The 13,996-nt window shown below is 74.7% G+C and carries 13 protein-coding genes; all 13 read left to right on the top strand.

Translation table 11 applies throughout. The features are described from left to right. Positions 1-30 precede the first annotated feature (30 nt). The 13 genes from F8279_RS26050 (at position 31) to F8279_RS25985 (ending at position 13,884) form a co-directional block, all read left to right on the top strand. On the top strand, positions 31-1,305 hold the full coding sequence (locus F8279_RS26050; RefSeq protein WP_091424327.1) for an adenosylmethionine--8-amino-7-oxononanoate transaminase: 1,275 nt from the start codon (positions 31-33) through the stop codon (positions 1,303-1,305). 86 nt (positions 1,306-1,391) lie between these two features. Then, a complete protein-coding gene (gene pyrF, locus F8279_RS26045; protein ID WP_091424330.1) occupies positions 1,392-2,231 on the top strand; it encodes an orotidine-5'-phosphate decarboxylase in 840 nt (279 codons plus the stop codon). Positions 2,232-2,406: 175 nt separating this feature from the next. Next, positions 2,407-2,724, top strand: a complete 318-nt coding sequence (mihF, locus tag F8279_RS26040) for an integration host factor, actinobacterial type (protein ID WP_013285515.1) — start codon at positions 2,407-2,409, stop codon at positions 2,722-2,724. Between the two features lie 25 nt (positions 2,725-2,749). After that, positions 2,750-3,301 (top strand): guanylate kinase, encoded by a 552-nt coding sequence (locus tag F8279_RS26035; protein ID WP_091424333.1) that lies wholly within the window; start codon positions 2,750-2,752, stop codon positions 3,299-3,301. A 3-nt stretch (positions 3,302-3,304) separates the two neighbouring features. Then, complete coding sequence (gene rpoZ / locus F8279_RS26030) at positions 3,305-3,571, top strand: DNA-directed RNA polymerase subunit omega (protein WP_013285517.1); 267 nt, start codon at positions 3,305-3,307, stop codon at positions 3,569-3,571. A gap of 14 nt (positions 3,572-3,585) precedes the next feature. Continuing rightward, positions 3,586-4,794 (top strand): bifunctional phosphopantothenoylcysteine decarboxylase/phosphopantothenate--cysteine ligase CoaBC, encoded by a 1,209-nt coding sequence (gene coaBC, locus F8279_RS26025; protein ID WP_091424336.1) that lies wholly within the window; start codon positions 3,586-3,588, stop codon positions 4,792-4,794. Between the two features lie 97 nt (positions 4,795-4,891). After that, on the top strand, positions 4,892-6,082 hold the full coding sequence (gene metK / locus F8279_RS26020) for a methionine adenosyltransferase (RefSeq protein ID WP_013285519.1): 1,191 nt from the start codon (positions 4,892-4,894) through the stop codon (positions 6,080-6,082). Positions 6,083-6,141: 59 nt separating this feature from the next. Next, positions 6,142-8,139, top strand: a complete 1,998-nt coding sequence (locus F8279_RS26010) for a primosomal protein N' (RefSeq protein ID WP_192580773.1) — start codon at positions 6,142-6,144, stop codon at positions 8,137-8,139. Positions 8,140-8,365: 226 nt separating this feature from the next. Beyond that, on the top strand, positions 8,366-9,343 hold the full coding sequence (locus tag F8279_RS26005; protein ID WP_091424343.1) for an AAA family ATPase: 978 nt from the start codon (positions 8,366-8,368) through the stop codon (positions 9,341-9,343). Positions 9,344-9,437: 94 nt separating this feature from the next. After that, on the top strand, positions 9,438-10,700 hold the full coding sequence (locus tag F8279_RS26000; protein WP_192580772.1) for a cytochrome P450: 1,263 nt from the start codon (positions 9,438-9,440) through the stop codon (positions 10,698-10,700). Positions 10,701-10,742: 42 nt separating this feature from the next. Beyond that, the gene (def, locus tag F8279_RS25995; protein ID WP_091050384.1) at positions 10,743-11,303 is read left to right on the top strand and encodes a peptide deformylase; all 561 of its coding nucleotides are present in this window, start codon (positions 10,743-10,745) and stop codon (positions 11,301-11,303) included. A gap of 5 nt (positions 11,304-11,308) precedes the next feature. Continuing rightward, positions 11,309-12,235 (top strand): methionyl-tRNA formyltransferase, encoded by a 927-nt coding sequence (fmt, locus tag F8279_RS25990; protein ID WP_091424584.1) that lies wholly within the window; start codon positions 11,309-11,311, stop codon positions 12,233-12,235. Beyond that, on the top strand, positions 12,232-13,884 hold the full coding sequence (locus tag F8279_RS25985; protein ID WP_151501334.1) for an RsmB/NOP family class I SAM-dependent RNA methyltransferase: 1,653 nt from the start codon (positions 12,232-12,234) through the stop codon (positions 13,882-13,884). The genes fmt and F8279_RS25985 overlap by 4 nt, the downstream gene beginning before the upstream one ends. The last annotated feature ends 112 nt before the right edge of the window (positions 13,885-13,996 follow it).

The raw sequence follows: 13,996 nt of genomic DNA, 5'->3' as shown, positions 1-13,996 counted from the left end.
GAGAGGGGGAGGGGTGACGGAGGAGGAGACGTGACGCCTGAGGAGATTCTGGAGGCCGACCGGCGGCACGTGTGGCATCCGTACGCGGCCATGCCTTCCGCCGGCGCGCCGTACGTCGTCGACAGCGCCGAAGGGGTGCGGCTGCGGCTGGCGGACGGGCGGGAGCTGGTCGACGGCATGTCGTCGTGGTGGGCGGCGATCCACGGCTACCGGCACCCGGTGCTCGACGCCGCGGTGACCGACCAGCTCGGGCGGATGAGCCATGTGATGTTCGGCGGGCTCACCCACGAGCCCGCCGTACGCCTGGCGCGCACGCTCGTCGAGCTGACCCCGGACGGCCTGGAACACGTCTTCCTGGCCGACTCCGGCTCGGTGAGCGTCGAGGTCGCGGTGAAGATGTGCCTGCAGTACCAGCGGGCGCTGGGACGCCCGCAGCGCCGCCGGCTGGGCACCTGGCGGGGTGGCTACCACGGCGACACGTTCCACCCGATGAGCGTCTGCGACCCGGAGGGCGGCATGCACCACCTCTGGGGCGACGTGCTGCCCCGGCAGGTGTTCGCGCCGGTGCCGCCGCCCGGCTTCGACGCGGCGCCGGACCCGGCGTACGAGGCGGCGCTGGTGGAGGCGGTGGAGCGGCACGCCGACGAGCTGGCCGCGGTGATCGTGGAGCCGGTGGTCCAGGGCGCCGGCGGGATGCGGTTCCACCACCCGCACTACCTGCGCGTGCTGCGCGAGGTGACCCGCAGGCACGGCATCCTGCTGGTGTTCGACGAGATCGCCACCGGCTTCGGCCGGACCGGCCGGATGTTCGCCGCCGAGCACGCCGCTGTCACCCCGGACGTGCTCTGCGTCGGCAAGGCGCTCACCGGCGGGTACCTGACGCTCGCCGCGGCGCTGTGCACGCCCGAGGTGGCGTGGGCCATCTCCGCCGACGGGGTGCTGGCGCACGGGCCGACGTTCATGGGCAACCCCCTCGCCTGCGCCGTCGCCAACGCCTCCCTGGACCTGCTGCGGGCCGGGGACTGGGCGGGGCGGGTGGCGGGCATCTCCGAGGGCCTGCAGGGCGGCCTGGAGCCGTTGCGGGGCGCGCCCGGCGTCGCCGACGTACGCGTGCTCGGCGCGATCGGGGTGGTGCAGCTCGACCACGAGGTGGACCTGCCCCGGGCGACCGCCGCGGCGGTCGCCGAGGGGGTGTGGCTGCGCCCGTTCCGGGATCTCGTCTACACGATGCCGCCGTACGTCTGCGATGCCGCGGACGTGGCGCGGATCGCGGCCGGAGTGGCCGCGGCGGTCAAGGCCGGCTGAGCCCGGCCGGGTTCGACAGGGCGCGACGGGAGGCCGTCGCCGGACACGCCAGGCGGCCCGGAGCCGCCGGGAGAGGGAGAGACGCGATGGAGACTTTTGGCACCCGTCTGCACCGGGCCGTGGCGGAACGAGGGCCGCTCTGTGTGGGGATCGACCCGCACCCCGGGTTGCTGACCGCCTGGGGCCTGTCCGACGACGTGGCGGGCCTGGAGCGGTTCTGCGCCACCGTGGTGGAGGCGATCGGTGACCGGGTCGCCGTGGTCAAGCCGCAGTCGGCGTTCTTCGAGCGCTTCGGCGCCCGGGGCGTGGGTGTGCTTGAGTCAACTATCCGACAGTTGCGAGATTTGGGAGCGCTCACTCTGCTTGACGTCAAGCGTGGTGACATCGGCTCGACAGTCGCCGCGTACGCGTCGGCGTACCTCGATCCATCCAGCCCTTTGTATGTCGACGCGGTCACCGCGAGCCCCTACCTGGGAGTAGGTTCGCTCGCCCCGATGTTCTCCACCGCCGCCGAGCACGGTGGCGGGGTCTTCGTCCTGGCGCTCACCTCCAACCCGGAGGGCGCCTCCGTGCAGCGCGCCGTGGGTGCCGACGGGCGCACCGTCGCGCAGACCGTGATCGACGAGATTTCCCAGCTCAACCGGGGTGCGGAGCCGCTCGGCAGCTTCGGTCTGGTGGTCGGCGCGACAGTTGGTGAGACGGGTCACGATCTGGACTCGGTCAACGGTCCGCTGCTCGCGCCGGGGCTGGGCGCGCAGGGCGGAACGCCCGCCGGGTTGCGTACCGTGTTCGGTGCCGCGCTGCCGTCGGTGCTTCCGTCGTACTCCCGGGAGGTGCTCGGCGCGGGCCCCGACCCGGCCGACCTGCGGGCCGCCACCGAGCGGGTGCTGGCCGACTGCCGGGCCGCCCTGGGCACGGCGGACTGACTGACGGCTCGGTCACTTTGGGTTGATCATCGCGCGTCCACGTTGCCGAAATCTCCGTTGACCGCTAGTTTTCCCCGCGCTGGGAACCACGGACCCCTTTGGTTTCCAGCGACACCACGTTTCACAGATGCGGTGGGGCGCTCAGCCCGCCGTACTAGGGACCTGAGGAGAACTGGTGCCGCTCCCGTCACTGACCCCCGAGCAGCGCGCTGCCGCGCTGGAGAAGGCCGCGGAGATCCGCAAGGCCCGCGCTGAGCTGAAGGAGCAGCTCAAGCAGGGCAAGACCACCCTCGCCACCGTCCTCGAGCGGGCCGAGTCCGACGACGTCGTGGGCAAGCTGAAGGTTTCGGCCGTGCTCCAGGCGATGCCGGGCATCGGCAAGATCCGGGCCACCCAGATCATGGAGAAGCTCAAGATCGCGGACAGCCGTCGCCTGCGCGGCCTCGGCGAGCAGCAGCGCAAGGCTCTGCTCGGAGAGTTCGCCGCCAACTGAACGGCCCGCCGTGTAGAAACAAGCGGTGAGCACGGATGACGAGGCGCGCTCGGCGGCTCGGCTCACTGTCCTGTCCGGTCCCTCCGGGGCCGGCCGGAGCAGTGTCGTCGAGGCGGTCCGGGCGCGCCTTGCGTCTGTCTGGGTGCCGGTGGTCGCCACCACCCGCCCACCCCGTCCGGACGAACGCGACGGCGCCGGCCGCGTCTTCCTCGACGCGCCGGGCTTCGACCGGCTGATCGCCGCCGGGGAGCTGCTGGAGTGGTGCCGGATCGGGCCGTACCGCCGGGGGGTGCCCCGGGCCGAGGTGCGGGCGCGGCTCGCCGAGGGGCGGCCGGTGCTGCTGCCGCTGGACCTGGCCGGCGCGCTGGCGGTACGGGCGGCGGCGCCCGGCGCCCGGCTGGTGCTGCTCACGCCGCCGGCGTACCGGGCCGACCCGGACGTCGCGGCCGTCTTCGCCCACACCGTGGCACACGACCACACCGAGCGCGCCGCGGCGGAGCTGGTAGGATTGCTCGGTTCGTCCTTCCTGGCTCCGGCCCGACCGCCCGCGGGCGGCGCACGAGACGCAGAGGTTTAATTCGTGGGATCCATCGCCACCAACCCCGAGGGCATCACCAACCCGCCGATCGACGAGCTGCTCGAGAAGACCACCTCGAAGTACGCGCTGGTCATCTTCGCCGCCAAGCGCGCCCGTCAGGTCAACGCCTACTACAGCCAGCTCGGTGAGGGCCTCCTGGAGTACGTCGGCCCGCTCGTGGAGACCACCCCGCAGGAGAAGCCGCTCTCCATCGCCATGCGCGAGATCAACGCGGGCCTGCTCACCGCCGAGCCGACCGACCAGCCGTAACCGCGCCCGCGCCGATGCCCGCCGAGATCGTCCTCGGGGTCGGCGGCGGCATCGCCGCCTACAAGGCGTGTGAGCTGCTCCGGCTCTTCACCGAGTCGGGTCACCGGGTCCGGGTGGTGCCGACCGCCTCGGCGCTCCGTTTCGTCGGTGCTCCGACCTGGGCGGCCCTGTCCGGCCGGCCGGTCGCCGACGACGTCTGGTCCGACGTGCACGAGGTGCCGCACGTGCGGCTCGGGCAGCACGCCGACCTGGTCGTGGTCGCCCCGGCCACCGCCGACCTGCTCGCCAAGGCCGCCCACGGCCTCGCCGACGACCTGCTCACCAACACGCTGCTGACCGCGCGCTGCCCGGTGCTGCTGGCCCCGGCCATGCACACCGAGATGTGGGAGCACCCGGCCACGGTCGCGAACGTGGCGACGCTGCGCTCGCGGGGCGTCCGCGTGATCGAGCCGGCCGTGGGCCGGCTCACCGGGCGGGACACCGGCAAGGGCCGGCTGCCCGACCCGGCGGAGATCTTCGCGGTGGCCCGCCGGGCGCTGGCCCGCGGCGTCGAGGCCGAGGCCGACCTGGCCGGCCGGCACGTGGTGGTCACCGCCGGGGGCACCCGCGAGCCGCTTGACCCGGTCCGGTTCCTGGGCAACCGGTCGTCCGGCAAGCAGGGGTACGCGTTCGCCCGCGCCGCCGTGGCCCGGGGCGCCCGGGTCACGCTCGTCGCGGCCAACGTGGCGCTGCCCGACCCGGCCGGGGTGGACCTGGTCCGGGTGGGCACCACCGAGGAGCTGCGCGACGCCACGCTCGCGGCGGCCGCCGGCGCGGACGCCGTGGTGATGGCCGCCGCGCCCGCCGACTTCCGGCCGGCCAGCTACGCCAGCGGGAAGATCAAGAAGTCCGACGACGGTGTCGCGCCGGCCATCGAGCTGGTCACCAACCCGGACATCGCCGTCGAGCTGGGGCGGCGTCGCCGGCCCGGACAGGTGCTGGTGATCTTCGCCGCGGAGACCGACGACGCGGAGGCCAACGGCCGGGCCAAGCTGGCCCGCAAGGGAGCCGACATGATCGTGGTCAACGAGGTCGGCGTGGACAAGGTCTTCGGCGCCGACACGAACGCGGCCACCGTGATCAGCGCCGACGGCGCCGTGCACCGGTTACCCGAGCAGCCCAAGGAGGCCCTGGCCGACGCCGTCTGGGACCTCGTCCGTCAGCGGTTGCCGTCGCGTTCCTGACGGTTGGTCGACCCGCGTTCGTCGGGTCGCGGCGGAACGATGATGACTAAACTGCCGCCGAGCGACCTTTAAAAGTCTTCACATGCTTAGGAGTGCCGTGACACGTCTCTTCACGTCCGAATCGGTCACGGAGGGCCACCCGGACAAGATCGCCGACCAGATCAGTGACGGCATTCTCGACGCGCTGCTCGCCCAGGACCCGCACAGCCGGGTCGCGGTGGAGACGTTGATCACCACCGGTCAGGTGCACGTGGCCGGCGAGGTGACCACCAAGGCGTACGCCGACATCCCGACCATCGTCCGCGAGACCATCCTCGGCATCGGCTACGACTCGTCGAAGAAGGGCTTCGACGGCGCGTCCTGCGGCGTCAGCGTGTCCATCGGCGCCCAGTCGCCGGACATCGCCCAGGGTGTCGACAACGCCTTCGAGCTGCGTACCGGTGGGTCGGAGAGCGCGCTGGACGCGCAGGGCGCCGGTGACCAGGGCATGATGTTCGGCTTCGCCTGCTCCGAGACGCCCGAGCTGATGCCGCTGCCGATCGCGCTGGCGCACCGGCTGGCCCGCCGGCTCGCCGCGGTCCGCAAGGACGGCACGATCCCGTACCTGCGGCCGGACGGCAAGACCCAGGTCACCATCGAGTACGACGGGCTGCGCCCGGTCCGGCTCGACACCGTCGTCGTGTCCAGCCAGCACGCGGCGGACATCTCGCTGGAGTCGCTGCTCACCCCGGACATCCGGGACCACGTCATCGCCCCGGAGCTGGAGGGCCTCGGCCTGGAGACCGAGGGCTACCGGCTGCTGGTCAACCCGACCGGGCGGTTCGAGATCGGCGGCCCGATGGGTGACGCCGGCCTGACCGGCCGGAAGATCATCGTGGACACGTACGGCGGGTACGCCCGGCACGGCGGCGGCGCGTTCTCCGGCAAGGACCCGTCGAAGGTCGACCGGTCGGCCGCGTACGCGATGCGCTGGGTGGCAAAGAACGTGGTCGCCGCCGGGCTGGCCGAGCGGTGCGAGGCGCAGGTCGCGTACGCGATCGGCAAGGCGCACCCGGTGAGCCTGTTCATCGAGACGTTCGGCACCGAGACCGTGCCGGTCGCCTCGATCGAGAAGGCCGTGGCCGAGGTGTTCGACCTGCGTCCGGCCGCCATCATCCGGGACCTGCACCTGCTGCGCCCGATCTACCAGCAGACCGCCGCGTACGGTCACTTCGGCCGGGAACTGCCGGAGCTGACCTGGGAGGGCACCGACCGGGCCGCCGACCTCAAGTCGGCCGCGGGAGCCTGACCGCCACCACGCGCCGCGACCGGCGACCCGCACAGGGGTCGCCGGTCGCGCGCGTCTGCGTGGACGTGCCGCTGCCCCACCTCGACCGCCCCTTCGACTACCTGGTGCCCGAGGCGCTCGACGCCGACGCCCGGCCGGGGGTACGCGTGAAGGTGCGGTTCGCCGGGCAGCTCGTCGACGGCTGGCTGCTGGAGCGCACCGAGTCGTCCGAGCACCCGAAGCTGGCGTACCTGGAGAAGGTCGTGTCCCCGGTGCCGGTGCTGTCCCCGGAGGTGGCCCGCCTGGCCCGCGCGGTCGCCGACAGGTACGCCGGCAGCCTCGCCGACGTGCTCCGGCTGGCGGTGCCGCCCCGGCACGCCCGCGCCGAGAAGGCCGTCACGGCCGCGGACGCGCCACCGTCCGAGGACACCGACACCGACACCGACACCGACACCGACACCGACACCGACACCGACACCGACACCGACACCGACACCGACACCCGGCCGGGCGGCCGGGCGGAGGTGGACCCGCGGGGCTGGCGGGACTACCCGGCCGGGCCGGCGCTGCTGCGCGCGCTCACCGACGGCAAGCCCGCCCGCGCGGTCTGGTCGGCACTGCCGGGGGAGGACTGGGCCGACCGGTACGCCGACGCGGTCGCCGCGACAGTGGCCGGCGGCCGGGGCGCCGTGGTCGTGGTGGCAGACGCCCGTGACCTGGACCGTCTCGACGCAGCCCTGACCGCCGTGCTCGGCGCGGGACGGCACGTCCGGCTCACCGCCGCCGACGGCCCGGCCCGCCGCTACCGGGCCTTCCTCACCGCCCGGACGGGCGAGGTGGACGTGGTCATCGGCACCCGGGCCGCGATGTTCGCCCCGGTGCGGCGGCTCGGCCTGGTGGCCATCTGGGACGACGGCGACGACCTGCACGCCGAACCCCGCGCGCCCTACCCGCACGCCCGGGACGTGCTGCTCACCCGGGCGCAGCTCGGCGACGTCGCCGCCCTGGTCGGCGGGTACGCGCGTACCGCCGAGGCGCAGCTGCTGGTGGAGACCGGCTGGGCGCGCGAGGTGGTGGCCGACCGGGCGGTGGTGCGTTCGCGTACCCCGGCCATGGCCCCCACCGGCGACGACCCGCAACTGGCCCGCGATCCGGGCGCGGCCTCGGCGCGGCTGCCGAGCCTGGCCTGGACCACCGCGCGGGACGCGTTACGCGCCGACCTGCCGGTGCTGGTGCAGGTGCCGCGCCGGGGATACGTGCCGTCGGTGGCCTGCGCCGACTGCCGCGCCCCGGCCCGCTGCCCGCACTGCGCCGGGCCGCTCGCGCTGCCCTCGGCGCAGGGCACGCCCGCCTGCCGCTGGTGCGGCCGGGTGGCCGCCGCGTACGCCTGCCCGGAGTGCGGCGGGCGGCGGCTGCGCGCCTCGGTGACCGGTGCCCGGCGGACCGCCGAGGAGCTGGGCCGGGCGTTCCCGGGCGTGCCGGTGCGGACGTCGGGGCGGGAGGAGGTGCTGGCGGGCGTACCGGGCGGGGCCGGGCTGGTGGTCGCCACCCCGGGCGCCGAGCCGGTCGCCGAGGGCGGCTACGGCGCGGTGCTGCTGCTCGACTCGTGGGCCCTGCTGACCCGGGCCGACCTGCGGGCCGGCGAGGAGGCGCTGCGGCGGTGGATGGCCGCCGCCGCCCTGGCCCGGCCAGGTACGGCCGGCGGCCGGGTGGTGGTGGTCGCCGACGGGGCGCTGTCCCCGGTGCAGGCTTTGCTGCGCTGGGACTCCGCCTGGTTCGCCGCCCGGGAAATGGCCGAGCGGCGGGAGCTGGGCTTCCCTCCGGCGGTACGGATGGCGAGCGTCACCGGCGTGGCCGAGGCGGTGGCCGACCTGCTCGCCGGTGCCCGGCTGCCGGGCGACGCCGAGGTGCTCGGCCCGGTGCCGGCCGACGAGGGCCGGGAGCGGATGCTGGTACGCGTGCCCCGGTCCCGGGCCGCCGCGATGGCCGAGGCGCTGCACGCCGCCGCCGGGCAGCGCAGCGCCCGCAAGGCGGCCGACCCGGTACGCCTCCAGGTCGATCCGCTCACCCTGTTCTGATCGCACGCGATCCGCGTGACGGTGCGCACGCGGACCCTCGCGCACGGTCGTGAGCTGGGGTTTGCCGCACACCTGGTCCGGCAATCGAGTAGCGGGCGGTGATAGCATCGCCCGTCATGCCCAGCCGCGCGGTTTCGCCGCGCGGGACGCGGCGCGGCGGGTGCCAGAGCACGTCGGGCCGACACTCGATGTCGTCAGTCAGCCGGTGAGCAGGGGTGGACCAGTCGTGACCGTTCGTCAGTCGATCGTCTTCAACGGTGACCTCGGCAGTGGCAAGAGCACCGTCTCGGTCGAGATCGCCAAGCGGCTCGGGCTGCGCCGGGTCAGCGTCGGCGACCTCTACCGCCAGATGGCCCAGGAGCGGCAGATGACCGCCCTCCAGCTCAACCTGCACGCCGAGCTGGACCAGGCCGTCGACGGCTACGTCGACCAGCTCCAGCGCGACATCGCCGCCTCCGGCGAGTCCCTGGTCATGGACTCCCGTCTGGCCTGGCACTTCTTCACCGACGCGCTCAAGGTGCACATGATCACCGAGCCGACCGAGGCGGCCCGGCGGGTGCTGGCCCGCCCGTCCGGCCCGGCCGAGAGCTACACCTCGCTGGAGGAGGCGCGCGCCAAGCTGCGCGAGCGCAGCGAGAGCGAGCGGAGCCGGTTCATCGTCCGGTACGGCGTCGACAAGGCCCGCCTGCGCAACTACGACCTGGTCTGTGACACCACCCGGGCCGACCCGGAGCAGGTCATCCAGCACGTCATCGACGTCTACGAGGGCCGCCTCGGCGCCGACGTGCTGCGCGCCGGCCAGCCGTTGCTGCTGCTCGACCCGACCCGGGTGTACCCGACCGAGGACGTGTCGACGCTGCGCGGCCTCTGGGACTCCGACGCCGCCGAGGCGGCCGGCAGCGGCGAGGAGCCGGAGCCGCTGAGCATCGGCTACACCGGGGAGTACTTCTTCGTCGTGGACGGGCACCGGCGGCTCAGCGCGGCGGTGCGCGCCGGCCTGCCGATGGTTCCCGCCCGGCTGGTCGCCGAGGTGGACGAGCCGGTGGTCGGCGGGATGAGCGCGATCGACTTCTTCACCGCACAGGCCCGCCCGGGGCTGATCCACGACTGGGAGGACGCGCACGGCATCACGCTGCCGCTGCCGGAGCACGCGCTGCTCGGCGGCGGCCCGGTGCTCGCCGGGGAGCCGGGCGCCGGCGCCTGACCGCGCGGGACACCGCCACCTCGCCGTCACGGGTTCACCCGGCCCGGCGCGCCGGAGCATGATGAAGGCCTCCGATGCCTGGGGAGGCGGAATCGTGGATCCGACCGACGCGCTCGCGCTGCTGATGTCCCCCGAGGGTCGGCTCGACCCCTATCCGACGTACGAGCGGCTGCGCGCGCACGGCCCGGTGGTCCAGGCCGGGCCGGTCTTCTACGTGGTCACCGGCTACGCGGAGGCCGACGCGATCCTGCGCGACGCCCGGTTCGGTGTGATGGACGACGCGCTGCGCGACCAGTTCATGCCCGGCTGGCGGGAGAGCCCGGCGGTGCTGTCGATCTCCCGGTCGATGCTGCGCACCAACCCGCCCGACCACAGCCGGATGCGGCGGCTGGCCGCGGGCGCGTTCACCCCGCGCCGGATCGCCGCCATGCGCGACGTCGTGCGGGCACAGGCCGACGAGCTGGTCGACGCGATGCTCGCCGCCGACGGGCCGGTCGACTTCATGACCGCGTTCGCGTACCCCCTGCCGGTCGGCGTGATCTGCGCGCTGCTCGGTGTGCCGGCGGCGGACCGGCCGCTGTTCCGGCGCTGGGCCACCGACCTGACCGGCGTGCTCGAACCGGAGATCACCGCCGACGAGCTGGCAGTGGCCGACCGGGGCGCGACCGAGCTGCGGGGCTACTTCACCGAGCTGGTGGCGGCCCGCCGCCGTGCCCCGGCCGACGACCTCACCACCGCGCTGGTGCAGGCCCACGACGGCGGTGACCGGCTCTCCGGCGACGAGCTGCTGGCCAACCTGATCGTGCTGCTGGTGGCCGGTTTCGAGACCACCACCAACCTGCTCGGCAACGGCCTGGTGGCGCTGCTGGACCATCCGCGCGCCGCGGCGGCGCTGCGCGAGCGGTCCGACCTCGCGCCCGCCTACGTCGACGAACTGCTGCGCTACGACTCGCCCGTGCAGCTCACCTCGCGGATGAGCACCGCGCCGTCCCGGTACGGCGACGTCGACCTGCCGCCGGAGAGCTGGGTCATCGTGCTGCTCGGCGCCGCCAACCGCGATCCCCGCCGCTATCCGGATCCGGCCCGCTTCGACCCGTGGCGGGCGCAGATCGCGCCGCTGTCCTTCGGCGCCGGGCCGCACTACTGCCTCGGCGCGGCGCTGGCCCGGCTGGAGGCGCAGGTGGCGTTCCCGCTGCTGCTGCGCCGGCTGCCCGGGCTGGCAGTGGCGGGCCGGCCCGAGCGGCGGGTCCGGCTCACCCTGCGTGGTCACGCCACGCTGCCGGTGAGCGTGGGGCGGGAGGCGGCCCCGGTCACCGTTCCCGGTACGCGACCCGGGGCGGCCGGGCCGACTCCGTAGACTGGACGCGCATCGTTCGACCCACACAAGGAGCCACGCCGAGTGACCGTCCAGCCCATCCGTCTGTTCGGCGATCCGGTGCTGCGCACGCCGGCCGACCCGGTCGTCGACTTCGACGCCGAGCTGCGCAAGTTGATCGCCGACCTGACCGACACGATGCGCGAGCAGAGCGGCGCCGGCCTGGCCGCGCCGCAGCTCGGGGTGGGCCTGCGGGTGTTCACCTTCGACGTCGACGACGTCCTCGGTCACCTGGTCAACCCGGTGCTGGAGTTCCCCGACTCCGAGGAACAGGACGGCCCGGAGGGCTGCCTGTCCATCCCCGGGCTCTACTTCGACACCAAGCGCCGGCAGAACGTGATCGCCAAGGGCTTCAACGGCTACGGCGACCCGGTGCAGATCGTCGGCACCGGCCTGATGGCCCGCTGCGTGCAGCACGAGACCGACCACCTCGACGGCGTGCTCTTCGTCGACCGGCTCGACCCGGCCGGCCGCAAGGAGGCCATGAAGGCGATCCGCCAGGCCGAGTGGTACGACCAGGCCGCGCCGCCCACCGTGAAGCTCAGCCCGCACGCCGCCGGCAACCCGTTCGGCCTGGGGCGGTGACCCGGATGCGCCTGGTCTTCGCCGGCACGCCGGCTGTCGCCGTACCGGCCCTGGACGCGATCGCCGCCTCCGGGCACGAGCTGCTCGCCGTGGTCACCCGCCCCGACGCCCCGGCCGGCCGTGGCCGCGGGCTGGTCCGCTCGCCGGTCGGCGCGTGGGCCGACGCGCACGGCGTCGAGGTGCTCACCCCCGCCCGCCCGCGTGAGCCGGAGTTCCTGGACCGGCTGCGCGAGCTGGCGCCGGACTGCGTACCGGTGGTCGCCTACGGCGCCCTGGTGCCGCCGGTGGCGCTGGAGATCCCCCGGCACGGCTGGATCAACCTGCACTTCTCGCTGCTGCCCGCCTGGCGCGGCGCCGCGCCCGTGCAGCACGCCGTGCTGCACGGCGACGAGCTGACCGGGGCCAGCGTCTTCGAGCTGGAGGAAGGGCTGGACACCGGCCCGGTCTACGGCACCGTCACCGACGAGATCCGTCCCGCCGACACCTCCGGCGACCTGCTGGAGCGGCTCGCGCACTCCGGCGCCGGGCTGCTGGTCGCGGTCCTCGACGCGATCGGCGCCGGCACCGCCCGGGCCGTGCCGCAGCCCGCCGACGGGGTCTCGCTCGCCCCGAAGCTCACCGTCGAGGACGCCCGGGTCCGCTGGGGCGACCCCGCCTTCGCGGTGGACCGGCGCATCCGCGCCTGCACGCCCGCGCCCGGCCCGTGGACCACGTTCCGCGACGACCGGGTCAAGCTCGGCCCGGTCACGCCGCTTCACGACGGCCCGGAGCTGAAGCCGGGGGAGCTGCACGTGGAGAAGTCCGGCGTGCTCGTCGGCACCGCCACCACGCCGGTGCGTCTCGGCGAGGTGCGCGCCGCCGGCAAGAAGGCCATGCCCGCCGGCGACTGGGCGCGCGGCGCCCGGGTCACCGCCGGTGAGGTGTTCGCGTGACGGGGCCGTCGCGCCCGGACCGGCCCGTCGAGGGCGAGCGTCCCCGGGGGCACGCGCGTGAGCACGCCGACCGGCCCGGCGCCGAGCGGCGGGGCGACGACCGGTTCGGCGACCGTGAGCGCGGCGACCGGCAGCGTGCCGACCGGCCCGCCGCGGACCGTCGCGGCGGCGACCGGTTCGGCGGGGACCGTGAGCGCGCCGACCGGCGTGGCGGAGACCGGCCCGGCGCGGACCGGCGTGGCGGGGACCGCTTCGGCGCGGACCGGCGTGGCGGGCGCCGTCCGGCCCGTCCGGCCGTGGACCTGCCCCGGCAGATCGCGTACGAGGCGATCGCGGCGGTGCACCGCGACGACGCGTACGCCAACCTGGTGCTCCCGGCGATGCTGCGCGAGGCCGGGCTGACCGGCCGGGACGCCGCGTTCGCCACCGAGCTGACCTACGGCACGCTGCGGCACACCGGCACGCTCGACGCGATCGTCACCGACGCGGCCGGGCGGGACGTGCAGCGCATCGACCCGCCGGTGCGCGACGCGCTGCGGCTCGGGGCGTACCAGATCCTGCACACCCGGGTACCCGCGCACGCCGCGGTGTCGTCCACCGTGGACCTGGTCCGGTCGGTGGGACCGGCCGCCACCGGGTTCGCCAACGCGGTGCTGCGGGAGATCACCAGCCGGGATGCCGACGCCTGGGTGGCGAAGATCGCCCCGGCCGAGGAGACCGACCCGATCGGGCACCTCGCGCTGGCGTACAGCCATCCGCAGTGGATCGTGCGGTCGTTCGCCGAGGCGCTCGGCGGCGACATGGGTGAGACGGCCCGGCTGCTCATCGAGGACAACGAGCGCCCGCCGGTGCACCTGTGTGCCCGGCCCGGCCTGGCCGATCCGGTGGTGCTCGCGGACGAGGTGGGGGGCGCGCCCGGCGCGTTCTCGCCGTATGCGGTCTACCTGCCCGGCGGCGCGCCGGGTGACCTGCCGGCGGTGGCCGACGGCCGCGCGCACGTGCAGGACGAGGGTTCCCAGCTGGTGGCGGACGCGCTGGCGACGGCGCCGCTGGACGGCCCCGACGGCCGGTGGCTGGACCTGTGCGCCGGCCCGGGCGGCAAGTCCGGCCTGCTCGGCGCACTGGCGGCGGTCCGGGGCGCGCGGCTTACAGCGGTCGAGGTGGCCGAGCACCGGGCGCGGCTGGTCGAACAGGCCACCCGTGGGCTGCCGGTGACGGTGCTGCACGCCGACGGGCGTGACGTGGGCGGCGACCCGAAGCTGCCCGAGGGGCACTTCGACCGGGTGCTCGTGGACGCGCCGTGCACCGGGCTGGGTGCGCTGCGCCGCCGCCCGGAGGCGCGGTGGCGCCGCCAGCCGTCGGACCTGCCGGCACTTACCCGGCTGCAGCGGGAACTGCTCACCGCCGCGTTGCGGGCGGCCCGGCCGGGTGGCCTGGTCGCGTACGTGACCTGCTCGCCGCACGTGGTGGAGACGCACGTGACGGTGACCGAGGCGGCCCGGCGGTGCGGCTTCGGGGTCGACTTCGTCGACGCGCGGCCGTTGCTGCCGGCCGGCATGCCGGGCCTGGGTGACGGCCCCACGGTGCAGCTCTGGCCGCACCGCCACGGCACCGACGCCATGTTCCTGGCGGTCCTCCGCCGGGTCTGACCCACCTCTCCTCGTAGTCGATCAAGGAGTTCGTGTCCCCGGGGCCGCCGTGTCCGGACACGAACTCCTTGATCGTCGTGCGGCGAAATGGGGAGGGATGGAACGTGTGCGG

Origin of the sequence: Micromonospora sp. AMSO1212t, from assembly GCF_008868145.1 — a bacterium.
GTDB classification, from domain to species: domain Bacteria; phylum Actinomycetota; class Actinomycetes; order Mycobacteriales; family Micromonosporaceae; genus Micromonospora; species Micromonospora tulbaghiae.
The sequence above is the reverse complement of the archived record's forward strand: the minus strand, read 5'-3'. Positions and strand labels throughout refer to the sequence as shown.

What these genes read in the sequence shown, in the direction of transcription:
- fmt (WP_091424584.1), top strand. Translation starts at nt 11,309, where the DNA reads ATGCGCCTGGTCTTCGCCGGCACGCCGGCTGTCGCCGTACCGGCCCTG.
- pyrF (WP_091424330.1), top strand. Translation starts at nt 1,392, where the DNA reads ATGGAGACTTTTGGCACCCGTCTGCACCGGGCCGTGGCGGAACGAGGG.
- coaBC (WP_091424336.1), top strand. Translation starts at nt 3,586, where the DNA reads ATGCCCGCCGAGATCGTCCTCGGGGTCGGCGGCGGCATCGCCGCCTAC.